The 11,823-nt window shown below is 57.7% G+C and carries 10 protein-coding genes; 5 read left to right on the top strand and 5 right to left on the bottom strand.

Annotated features, from left to right (window positions below):
• Positions 1 to 4: 4 nt before the first annotated feature.
• The gene (locus VGH19_14485) at positions 5 to 1,021 is read right to left on the bottom strand and encodes an SGNH/GDSL hydrolase family protein (GenBank protein HEY1172574.1); all 1,017 of its coding nucleotides are present in this window, start codon (positions 1,019 to 1,021) and stop codon (positions 5 to 7) included.
• Between the two features lie 452 nt (positions 1,022 to 1,473).
• Here VGH19_14485 and lepB point away from each other — a divergent pair, with 452 nt between their 5' ends.
• The 5 genes from lepB to VGH19_14460 all read left to right on the top strand — a co-directional run bounded on the left by lepB (position 1,474) and on the right by VGH19_14460 (position 5,795).
• Positions 1,474 to 2,058: a signal peptidase I gene (gene lepB / locus VGH19_14480; GenBank protein HEY1172573.1), complete on the top strand. Its 585-nt coding sequence runs from the start codon at positions 1,474 to 1,476 to the stop codon at positions 2,056 to 2,058.
• A 30-nt stretch (positions 2,059 to 2,088) separates the two neighbouring features.
• On the top strand, positions 2,089 to 2,415 hold the full coding sequence (locus tag VGH19_14475) for a hypothetical protein (GenBank protein HEY1172572.1): 327 nt from the start codon (positions 2,089 to 2,091) through the stop codon (positions 2,413 to 2,415).
• 157 nt (positions 2,416 to 2,572) lie between these two features.
• On the top strand, positions 2,573 to 3,226 hold the full coding sequence (gene nth, locus VGH19_14470; protein HEY1172571.1) for an endonuclease III: 654 nt from the start codon (positions 2,573 to 2,575) through the stop codon (positions 3,224 to 3,226).
• A gap of 189 nt (positions 3,227 to 3,415) precedes the next feature.
• Complete coding sequence (locus VGH19_14465; protein ID HEY1172570.1) at positions 3,416 to 4,324, top strand: carbohydrate kinase; 909 nt, start codon at positions 3,416 to 3,418, stop codon at positions 4,322 to 4,324.
• 178 nt (positions 4,325 to 4,502) lie between these two features.
• Positions 4,503 to 5,795 carry a sulfatase gene (locus VGH19_14460; protein ID HEY1172569.1) on the top strand — a complete coding sequence of 431 codons (1,293 nt, stop codon included), beginning with the start codon at positions 4,503 to 4,505 and terminating at the stop codon, positions 5,793 to 5,795.
• Between the two features lie 67 nt (positions 5,796 to 5,862).
• Here VGH19_14460 and VGH19_14455 read toward each other — a convergent pair whose 3' ends face one another.
• From VGH19_14455 to VGH19_14440, 4 genes are read right to left on the bottom strand one after another with little or no spacing between them, the layout of a single operon-like run.
• Positions 5,863 to 7,404 (bottom strand): sugar ABC transporter ATP-binding protein, encoded by a 1,542-nt coding sequence (locus VGH19_14455; protein ID HEY1172568.1) that lies wholly within the window; start codon positions 7,402 to 7,404, stop codon positions 5,863 to 5,865.
• Positions 7,404 to 8,819, bottom strand: a complete 1,416-nt coding sequence (locus VGH19_14450) for a hypothetical protein (protein ID HEY1172567.1) — start codon at positions 8,817 to 8,819, stop codon at positions 7,404 to 7,406. The genes VGH19_14455 and VGH19_14450 overlap by 1 nt, the downstream gene beginning before the upstream one ends.
• Positions 8,820 to 8,873: 54 nt before the next feature.
• Positions 8,874 to 10,280 (bottom strand): sulfatase, encoded by a 1,407-nt coding sequence (locus VGH19_14445; protein HEY1172566.1) that lies wholly within the window; start codon positions 10,278 to 10,280, stop codon positions 8,874 to 8,876.
• The gene (locus VGH19_14440) at positions 10,277 to 11,809 is read right to left on the bottom strand and encodes a sulfatase (GenBank protein HEY1172565.1); all 1,533 of its coding nucleotides are present in this window, start codon (positions 11,807 to 11,809) and stop codon (positions 10,277 to 10,279) included. Before VGH19_14440 ends, VGH19_14445 begins: the two co-directional genes overlap by 4 nt.
• Positions 11,810 to 11,823: the final 14 nt, after the last annotated feature.

Below are 11,823 nucleotides of genomic sequence, written 5' to 3'. Positions count from 1 at the left end.
TTCTTCATTTCCCCGGTTTCTCCGCCCACACCTGCGCCACCAGCGGCTTCTTCGCCTTGAACACATCCTTGTCTGCGTCCTCATCCACCTGCCACAGCCGCCGCATCTCCTCATCCGATATCATCGGCACCTTCTGTGCCCAGATCTGGCGGCGACGCCCATAGATGTATTCCCCGTTCACCGCGCGGAAATGGATCCAGAACCGGTCATTCTTGAACGCGATCGTATCGCGGAAACTCTCCGCCTCCTTCGCCCCACTGCTCGCCACCTTGCCATCGAACCATCCAAGCTGCTGCGCCATCCACTGGCTGAACACCCAGTTACCGAACTCCGTTTGATGAATCCCATTAAACGTCAGCTTTTCTTTCGCATTCTTTTTCAGCCAATCCTGATGCGGAGTGAACAGATCGATGAACGCCACGCCATTCGCCTCCGCCACCTCGCTCATCGCCTTCACATACTTCGCCAGATCTTTGTTGTGCTGCACGCCATCCGGCAGCGGCTTGCCCAGATTCTCATGCGCGATCGGTGACACCAGCAACAACCTCGGAGCCGTCTTCCCATTATACTTTTGCGCCAGATGATTTTTCACCGACGCATCCAAGTCCGCACGAAACTTCGCCAAGCCCGCCTCACCCTTGAACGACTCATTCATCCCGAAGCACAAGATGAGCGCATCCGCCCCCACGCCATTGAACCAAACCTCTTTCGGATCCACGTTTTCTTTGGGCAGCGAGAGCTTGTCCTTCAGATCACCAAAGAGATACGGCCTCGGCTGCAGCGAGATTTCATCCGCACTCCACGCCATGCTGCGCACGCGCAGATTATGATTCGGATACTGCGCATGCAGCGCCGCCTCGAAATAGCCCGCGGACATCATCCGCTCCGCGAACGTGTTCCCAAGCACCACGATCGTCTCCCCCTTCTGCGGCTCCCATTTCGCCGACGCAGCCGAGACAGAAAACGACCCCGCCGCCAAAGTGGCGACCAACAACAAACCCAATTTGTGCCAAGTATTCATGCGTGTGACCCCAAAACTAAACCGTGAAACTCCCTCCAGAGCAAGCCCAGCGGTCTATCAATTTCACTGCTCCCATCGTCCTTCGTCGTCGTCCTCGAACCCTTCGGTTTTCTTTTCATACCTCATCCTTCATAATTCATACCTTACCCGAGGTGGTAGGACATTGGCTGTCCATGTGAATACTGTGAATAACTTCTGTTTTCACTCCAGAAGCTGCTACCCCTCAAGCCCTTCCACCAATCATCATGATTCCATGATTCGTAGATTTGATACTGTCGCTTCGTAGTCCTCCCACCCGAACACAAAACGCGTGAACAAGAAACCTTCTCACAAATCCGTGCCGATTCGTGAAATGAGTGTCTTCTCCACCTTCCGCGTGTTCTTGCGTTTCATTTTCCAAATTTCTTTTACTTCATCTCGGTGACGGATTATCCCATTGAGACGCCAAGAGCATGACCGCCAATCCACCACCTTTACCCCGCCGCAAACTCAGCAAAGCCATTTGGCTGCTCATCCCCCTGGTCTTGATTGGCTCCACCATCTTGCTCTTGCGTATCACCGGCTTGGTCCGCCCTTTCAAAATTCCAACCGGCGGCATGGCCCCCGCCGTTTCTCCTGGAGACCACATCCTCATGGAAGGCATCTCCTATCTTCGCCACCCGCCAGCCTTCGGCGATATCGTGGTCCACACCGCTGATGGCCTCCCTTTTCCCAAAGGTTGGTTTGTTCACCGCCTCGCCGGAAGTCCCGGCGACAAAATCCGTATTCAAGACGGACATTTATACATCAACGATCAACTACGTCCCTTGACCAATTCAACAGGCGAAATCCTCCACCTCCCGCCTCCCGGAAATGCGTTCAAGATGCTCGACCTCTCCACAAACTACACGGTACCACCAGATCACTACTTCGTCTTGGGCGACAACTCCACCAACAGTCTCGACAGCCGTTTCTGGGGCCCTCTCCCCGCTAAAAACATCAAAGGCCGCATCTTCCGCTGCTACTACCCGTCATCCCGCAGCGGCCCGGTGAAATGAACGACCATTCATTCTCTGACGCCACCCTCCATGAAAACACCTCTTCTCCTTTTCTTGGTGATATGCCTCACCACCTCCTGCAAATCCCCTGACTACCTCACCGCCAAACGCCGCCATCTCACCGCGACTTACCAAAACAGCTCGCTTCCGATGCCCGAACGCGTCGCTGCCTTCGATGCACTGCTCAGCACCTTCACCTCTGGCGTCCGCGAATCTACTATCGACCTGTATATCGTCTCCCAAATGAAATCACGCGTCACCCCTTACGAAGATAAAATCCACATCTTCACCCTCAGCATGCAAGCTCCCGATGGCTCCGACCGTTGGATAACCCTAAAAGACAACCACGTCCTCTGACCTCCCTTTTCGCGTATTTCGAGTATTTCGCGGTTCATCCTTTTTGCGCCTCTCGCGCTTCTTTGCGGCCATTCCCCGTCTCTCGATGTTCGATGTTTCCCTTTGGTCATTCGGATTTCGTCCTTGGTCATTCCCAAATTGTCAGACAATTTGGGCCATGCCTCGCGAGTCCTTCGCCGCCCGACACGACCGCACCCAGCGCATCATCGCCGGGCTGACTGAGACGTACCCGAACGCCTATTGCGAACTGAACCACTCGAACTCACTCGAACTCCTCATCGCCACCATCCTCTCCGCGCAATGCACCGATAAACAGGTCAACATCGTTACCGAACAGCTCTTCAAGAAATACCACACGGTACAGGATTACGCCGACGCCCCACCGGAACAATTCGCCGAGGACATCCGCCGCATCGGCCTCTACCGCGCGAAGGCGAAGAACATCCAGTCCACCTGCCGCAAACTCATCGAGCACCACGGCGGCAACGTCCCCAAGACGATGGAAGAACTCACCGCCCTCGATGGCGTCGGGCGCAAGACCGCGAATGTCGTCCTCGGCAACGCCTTCAATATCAACATCGGTGTCGTGGTCGATACCCACGTAGGCCGCCTCTCCAATCGCCTAGCCCTGACCCGTGAGACCGATCCCAAAAAGATCGAGCAAGACCTCATGAAACTCATCCCGCAGAGCGACTGGTGCCAGTTCAGCCACCAACTCATCTTCCACGGCCGCCGCCGCTGCTACGCCCGCAACCCCGACTGCCCCAACTGCGAAATCCGAACCCTGTGCCCCAGCGCCGACAAAGCCTAAAAACGTAGCAGCCGACGTGAGGAGGCTCTAACTAATTCCCCCTCTCGATGTTTAGAGTTCGATGTTGGATGTTCGATGTTTCTTCCCCATCATGGGGCCCGTCGGCATGCCCCGTGCTTAAAAAGTCGGGGTGCAACCGGCATCTGTGTGCATCTATGTCCATCTGTGGTTAAAGTTTCCCCCATCACAATGAGCACCATCCTCTGCTTCGGCGAAATCCTCTGGGACTGCCTCCCGCACGGCCTGTTCCTCGGCGGCGCGCCCTTCAACGTCGCCTACCATCTGAAACAACTCGGCCACGAACCGCTCATGCTCTCCGCGCTCGGTAACGACTGGCTCGGCGCCCAAACCCTGAAACGCATCCGCGCCCGTGCCCTCTCCGATCGCCTCATCCACATAGACGACACCCTGCCCACCGGCACCGTCGATGCCGAGCTCGATTCCTCCGGCAACGCCACCTACACCTTCGCCGATCCGGCCGCTTGGGACCGCCTGCCCGATACCGCCGCCCTTCATGAGACTAGCCAGCAGAGCATTGCGCTTGTCTTCGGTTCCTTGGCCTTGCGCCACGAAGAGAACCGCAAAGTCCTAAGAAAGCTCCTTGCGCAAAAGCACGGCCTCCGCGTCTTCGACGTCAACCTTCGCCAGCCTTACATCAATATCCCGCTGATCTTGGAACTCGCCCAGCAGACCGATGTCCTCAAACTCAACGCCAGCGAACTCCTCCGCCTCACCGATCACGCCCCCGTAAACGAGGCCGATGCCAACGAACCCCTGATCCAAGCACAACTCGCCGTCCTCCAAACGAAAGTCCCCTGCCGCAATATCTGCATCACCCGCGGCGAGCACGGCGCCCTCTGGTTCCACGATGGCCGAACCATCTCCGCCACCGCACCTCCCGTAACCGTCCGCGACACCATCGGCTCCGGCGACGCCTTCACCGCCACCCTCGTCTCCGGCCTCCTTTCCTCCGCCACCCTCGCCGAACCACAAAAACTCCTTGCCGATGCCTGCGCTCTAGGTGCCTTCGTCGCCAGCCAGGACGGCCCGCAACCCAGCTACAAACCGGAAATGGTCTTTGCCAACACGACCAAATAAAGAGTAACCTCCCCCACCGTTCACCACGTCCAAGAAGCATACGAAAAACGTTGCAATAACTAATGCGTGCCCGACGCCACCAATCACACAAGCAGCTTTCACCCTCGCCCCTCGGAGGGGAGAGGGCCGGGGTGAGGGGTGAAACGAGTGCCAAACGCGACCGTGCAACTATAAATTTATGCGCCTAAAAAACTTTCTCTTCACGATCCTCCTCCTCTGCGCACTCACCACTCACGCCGCCACCCCGCCCCCGAACATCGTCATGATCGTCTCCGACGACCACGCGTGGACCGATTACGGCTTCATGGGCCATCCGCAGATCAAGACGCCTCATCTCGACAAGCTCGCCGCCGAAAGCCTCACCTTCAAGCGCGGCTACGTCCCCGGCAGCCTCTGCTGCCCCAGTCTTGCGTCCATGATCACCGGCCTCTATCCGCATCAGCACAAGGTCACCAGCAACGACCCCGCCATCCCGAAAGGCATGACGAATCGCGATTTCCAGAAATCCCCCCTCTTCGATGAAGGCCGCGAGATCATGTCCAAGTTCATCGAGGACGCACCGACCTTGCCCCGCACCCTGCAGCAAAAAGGCTACCTCAGCCTCCAGACCGGCAAGTGGTGGCAAAAACATTTCAGCCGCGGCGGCTTCACCCACGGCATGACGCAAGGAGGTCGCCACGGCGATGTGGGCTTGGAAATCGGTCGCAAATCCATGCAGCCCATCTACGACTTCATCGCCACCGCGAAGAAAGAGCAGAAGCCGTTCTTCGTCTGGTACGCGCCGTTGCTACCGCACGATCCCCACACACCACCTGACCGCTTGCTCCAAAAATATCAGGACAAAACGAACTCCCTCCACGTGGCGAAATACTGGGCCATGGTCGAGTGGTTCGATGAAACCTGCGGCGAACTCCTCAATCACCTTGATAAACAAGGCCTGCGCGAGAACACCATCATCGTCTATGTCGCCGACAACGGCTGGATCCAAAACACCGAAGCTCCTCGCTACGCCCCGAAGTCCAAGCAATCCCAATACGATGGCGGCGTGCGCACGCCCATCATGATCCGTTGGCCCGGCAAGGTGAAACCGCAGATGAGCGAAGAACTCGCCCTCTCCCTCGATATCATGCCCACCTTGCTGAAAGCCGCCGGTCTGACCGTCACCAAAGACATGCAAGGCCTCGACCTCTTCGATGACAAAGCCGTGAAAGCGCGCAAAACGATCTACGGCGAATGCTTCACCCACAACGCCGTCGATCTCCAAGTCCCCGCCACCAGCCTCCGCTGGCGCTGGGCTATCGAAGACCACTGGAAACTCATCCTCCCCGCCAAACAAAACGAACCCGACGCCCCCATCGAACTCTACGACCTGAAAAAAGACCCCTTCGAAGAAAACAACCTCGCCCCCAAAGAGCAAGGCCGCGTCACCACCCTGACCAAAAAAATCGACACTTGGTGGCCCGCCAAATAACGGAGCACTTCCCACGTAGCGCCCGCATCCTGCGGGCGGGTTAAGCGGCATCTTGCCGCGTTTCCCCTCATTCGATGTTGGACGTTCGAAGTCCGAAGTTCGATGTTTCCCGATACTCCCCCACCGCCAACCTCATCACCGCCTCCTCACTCAATTCCCCCCTCTTCAGCTCCCCCGTAATCCGCCCCTCATGCATCACCAGCACACGATCCGACATCCCCAGCACCTCCTCCATATCACTCGATACGAATAAAACCGCCATTCCCTTCGCCGCCAGTTCTTCCATGAGCGCATAGATCTCCGACTTTGCCCCCACATCAATCCCTCGCGTCGGCTCATCCAGTAGCAACACCTTCGGATTCATCGCCAGCCACTTGCCCAACACCACCTTCTGCTGATTACCACCTGAAAGAAATTGCACGAACTGCTTGTCACTCGGCGTCTTCACCCGCATCCGCCCCACCATCTCCGCGCTGATTTCGCTCTCCTTGGCACGATTCAAAAATCCATTCCGCTGATCCCGTCGCAAACTCGCCAGGCTCATATTCTCCCGCACTGCCATTTCGAGAATCACGCCCTGCTGCTTCCGATCCTCCGGCACCAGCGCTAATCCCGCCGCGATCGCCTCCCTCGGCGAACAGATGCACCTCTCTTCACCAGCGATCTCAATCGTCCCGCCCAAAGCCGGTGTCACGCCGAACAACGTCAGCAACAACTCCGTCCGACCCGAGCCCACCAATCCCGCCATGCCCACGATCTCCCCCTCACGTAGCGTCAATCCTATCTCTTTCGTCGGGTGCGCTGGTGTCCGCAAACCCTTCACCGCCAGCACCACCTCACCCGGCGCGTGCGGTTCATGCGGATAATATTGCGAAAGCTCCCGTCCCACCATCAGCTTCACCATCGCCTCATGCGTGATACTGCCCGTCGAGAGTTCTCCCGCATTCTCACCATCGCGCAACACCACCACGCGATGCGCCACCACCCGCACCTCGCTCAAGCGATGCGAGATATACACGATGCTCACTCCGCGCGCGCTCAGGTCTTTGATGACTTTGAAAAGCTGCTCCGTCTCCTTTTGTGTCAGGCTGGACGTCGGCTCATCCATGATCAGCACCCGCGCATTCACCGAAAGTGCCTTCGCGATCTCCACCATCTGCTGATGCCCGATCGTCAGCTCCCGCACCAGCGTAGTCGGCGGAATATCCAATCCCACCATCGCCAGAAACTGCTTCGCATCCGCGCACAACTTCGCCTTGTCGATCAACCCCAGCTTGCGCGGCTCGCGTCCCAGAAAAATATTCGCCGCCACATCCAGATTATCCGCCAGATTCAATTCCTGATGGATCAACGCAATCCCCAGCTTCAACGCCGCCTGCACTGAAGCCACCTCCACCACCTGCTCATCGAGTAAAATCTCCCCCTCATCCGGCTGCTGCACCCCTGCGAGGATTTTCATGAGCGTACTCTTCCCCGCACCGTTCTCCCCGAGTACCGCCAGCACCTCACCTTTGCCCAGCGTGAGGTTAACATTGTGCAACGCCCTCACCCCCGGAAAGCGTTTGCACACTTTCCGCACTTCCAAAAGATTCACAGTATTCTCACTCATCACTTCTTCCACATCCCCTTCCACACCCCCAATGTCTGCTCCACCAGCATCTGCCCGCCCTCCGGTCCTACGCGACTGCTTTGGATGACCGCGCTATAACCTCCGCCCGCCACTGCCCTTGGTGTCGGCAAATACCCACCCGAACCCGCGAGCTGGATGAGAAATGTCTGTATGCCCGGACTCTGCGCCTTCATCTGCACGCCGTAATCCGTGAACAATTCAAACGCATTCGATGCGATCGCCACATCACCCAACCGTAACGCGTGCAACTCCATCTGGAACGATCCTTCTTTCAGCTCTGCCTGCGCTTCATGCCGTGCCACCACGCCCTGATTCCAGCGATAGTTCCAGAGCTGCTTCGGATCCTTGGAAAACTTCTCCGCCTCCTTCTTCGCCAGATTCACCTCGGCCTGGGTCACCTTGCGCCAAGGCAGGTCGAGCGTCTTCACCGTATGCTGCAAAGGCACATCCTGCCGGATATCTTTCTTCGCCCCTTCGTATGCTTCCTCCCACGCATTGACGATCCGTCGTCCGATCTCATCCAGTCGTGAAATATTTCCGCGCAGCTTGCGCATCCGCTCATCCGCTGCGGTGCCATACATCAACCGCGTCGTCACATCACCACCCGCCCCATTCCATGCCACGACGTGTAAATCCTTCCCGTGTTTCTCCCTCAACTTCTCCCGCACCGGATGCCAGAAATCCGCATTGATACTGCTACGGCTGCCCACCTCCTGCGCTGGGCACGGCACATTGATCGCTGTCGCGATGAGCTTGTTCTCCGCGTTCCAGAAAAAGAGCACATCGACATTATGATCCTCATAGCCCTCGATGCCGCGAAAGTTCGCCGCATCCGTCTTGCCATACATCACCGCCGTGCCGTCTGCATACACCGCGCGCCGGTTCTGCGCGATGACCGCTTGCGCCTGTCCCCATGCCACTTTGCCCTTCTGCCGTCCTCGCCACGCCGCCATGATCCCATCCGCGATCTTCGCCGTCACCCAATCCGCATAAGCTCCTGGCTGCTGGACACCGGTATTCGGCAGATCGTACTTCCCCTCCTGGGTCACCGGTGCTGTGTGCGTATGCGTGGCACTTAAGAAAACTTTCTTCAGTTCAAACTCTGCCTGCTTCGCCCGCAACTGCTCGCGCACCTTGTCCAAAATCCCTTCGCGTATGGCCACCAGATCGCATGAAACGATGATCGCCTCCTCCACCTTTAATCCGCCCTCTCGTGATTCCAGCACCAGCACCGTCGCCGAAATGGGCGTCTCCGGTTTCTTGGATATCCGGGCATTTCGCTGTCCGTCCAGTGCCACCGGTTCAGCCGGGGTGATGTCCACCGTGGCCGCACCTACCCAGAGCTCGGCACCATGAGCTTTTGAAGCCAACGTCATCCCGAGGGCGACCGCCATGAGAACCATCCCAAATAGTCTTTTACTCATCATCACTCTCTTTCATCACCAGTTCTACTCCTGTCCCTTTTTCCCCTTGCCCTTCGCCAGTTCATCCGCCCGCTTCGGGTCATGGTTGGGATTGGGCACCGGCATCTGGGCCTTCACCTTTTGACGCCACTCCGCCAACGCCGTCTTCAATTCTTTCGCCCGCCCCGCTTCTTTCACCGCCAAGTCGTTCTTCTCCCCCAAATCATCCTTCAGATTGTAAAGCTCTGCTTTGTCCGTCTCGTAGAATTGGATGAGCTTCCAATCACCTTTGCGGACCGCGCTCGCCGGTGTGCTGTGATGATAATGCGGTAGATGCCAATGAAGCGCCTCACGCTTTAGCTTCGCCTGCGGATCTTTCAGAACTCCCGCCAGACTCACCCCATCTTGCGGTTGCTTCTCGGCCGCTGATGCCTTGGACAACTCCAACAACGTCGGATACACATCCATCGTGATGGCAGGCGTATCACAGTGCGTTCCTGCTGGCACCGTGCCCGACCAGCGTGCGATGGCCGGGATGCGGATGCCGCCCTCATACAGCGTGCCCTTCTCCCCGCGCAGCGGTCTATTGGAGGTCACGATGCGCCCGCTCTGCTCATGCTCCAGCCCGCCATTGTCCGAGAGAAACAGGATCAACGTGTTCCCGGCGATGCCCGCTTTATCCACCGCTTCCATGATGCGCCCCACGCTCCGGTCCAGTTCCTCCAACAACCCGGCATACTCTGGCCGGCTGGGATAGCCCGCCATCGCTTTCTTCGCCTGATACTTCGCCAGCAACTCCGGCGTCGTGGTCAGTGGGATATGTACTGCATGATGCGAGACTTGCAGCAGGAACGGTTTCGCTTTGTGATCGCCGATGAATGCCACCGCCTTGTCCGTCAGAAACTCGGTCGTCCGCTTGCCGACCGCCCTCTCATCGATCTTCGCGGTGACGGTATGCCCTTGAGTTTCCTGCACGCTGCTCCAGCCCTGCTCTGCCGGACTGAACCCCGCGCCGCCCAGATGCCACTTACCCATGTAACCGGTCTGATACCCCACACCGCGCAAGCGCTCCGCAAACGTCTCCACCGCCAGCGGCAGTTGCAACGGCACCACCGGATCGATCAGCTTCGCATACGGCCGCTTATGTCCCGGGATATGTTGCGTGATGCCGAATCGCGCCTGATCCTGACCCGACATCAGGTTCGCCCGCGTCGGTGAGCACACTGGCCCTGCGTAGAACTGCGTGAAGCGCATCCCCTGCTTCGCCAACTTGTCGATGTTCGGCGTCTCATTGAACGTATTCCCGTAGCAGCCCAGGTCCGCCCAGCCCAGATCATCCGCCAAAATGATGATGACATTGGGCTGCGTCACCGCCGCCTGCATTGGAGTTATCATCACCCACAGACAGGCCAGCACGAACGCACACAGACTGGATTTCTTTATCCTCCTCATGGATTCGTCAGATTCGGCGCCCACATCGGTGCACTCCCCAAAAACTCCGGCATCTTTCCATCCGCTGGCAGCGACGCCTTCACCGCCTCGCGCAATTGCTTCGATAGCTCCGCCACCGTCGTTGCGTGTTCGGAAACTGTCGCCAGATTCGTCAATTCCTGCGGATCTTTTTCATGATCGTACAGCTCGCGACCTTTGTTGCCCTCATCCCATTCCGTGTAACGCCAGCGCGCCGTGCGCAGGCTGTAGCCGAAGAAACCGCGATTCGGACCTTCCGTCGGCGCATTGATCCCCGGTCGCGCCACATTCCCGCGCATCACCTGCGTAAGCGCCCAGCCGCGTCCCTTCGCATTCACATCTTTTAGCAACGGCACCAGACTCTGCCCCTGAATGTTTGCAGGCGCCTTCACACCCGCCAATTCCGTGAGTGTAGGATACAGATCAAGCTGGCTCACCGGCGTTTTCACCACGCTACCCTTCTTGGAGACACCCGACGCCACCATCAGCAACGGCACCCGCACACTTTGCTCGAAGAGACTCAGCTTCTGCCACAATCCATGCTGCCCCATCAGGTAACCGTGATCGCTCGTGAACACGATCACCGTGTTCTCCGCCAAGCCCAACCGGTCCAGCGCGTTGATCACTTTCCCCACCTGCGCATCCATGAAACTGATGCTCGCGTAATACGCCTGCAATGCCTGCCGCCGCTGCTCATCAGACATCGCATCCTGTTCCTTCCTGCGACTGTTCAGCGCTGCAGGCGGCACATCCGCCTGATCTTCCGCCACGCCCGTCACCACCGGCATCTTGTTCTCCGGATACAGATCGAAGTAAGGCGTCTTCGGCGCGACATACGGCGTGTGTGGACGGAAGAATCCCACCGCGAGAAAGAATGGGCGATCCCTCTGCTTCGCGCATCGTTCCAACAACCACTCCGCCTCCATAGCGATCTTACCATCCGTATGCTGCTCCTCACTCTTCGGCGACCCATACCAACTCAGCACGCCACCGAACTGATTCGATACCAGCGTAAAAATCTTCGGCATCTCCTCCAAGCGATCCACACCCGCCGGATTGATCTCCATCTCCCACGAGCCCGGATCATCATGTCCATCCGTGCCGATCGAGTTCGGCACATTATAATGATACAGCTTGCCCACGCGCGCCGCGAAGTAACCCTGCTGCCGGAACGCCTGCGGCAAGCTCACTTGCCTCGGCACCGTTTGTCGGAAAACCTGTGAATTCGCCACGATGCCGCTGCTGTTCGGATACAGCCCTGTGAGAAAAGAATTCCTACTCGGCCCGCACAAAGGAAACGTGCAATACGCCTTCTCAAACTTCACCCCTCGCGCCGCCAGCTTGTCCAAGTTCGGCGTCTTCGCCAACGGATCGCCATAGCACCCCAAATACGTATTCAGATCATCCGCGATAAGAAACAAAACATTCGTCCGCCTCGCCTCCGCCGCCTGAGCAACCCCACAGCAACAAAGCAAACCCACCAACAAAAACTTCATTAACTGCATTCTCATAAATTTCATTCCTT

It is taken from the genome of Verrucomicrobiia bacterium, from assembly GCA_036405135.1.
GTDB lineage: Bacteria > Verrucomicrobiota > Verrucomicrobiia > Limisphaerales > JAEYXS01 > JAEYXS01.
This window is presented reverse-complemented; position numbering and strand designations above follow the sequence as displayed.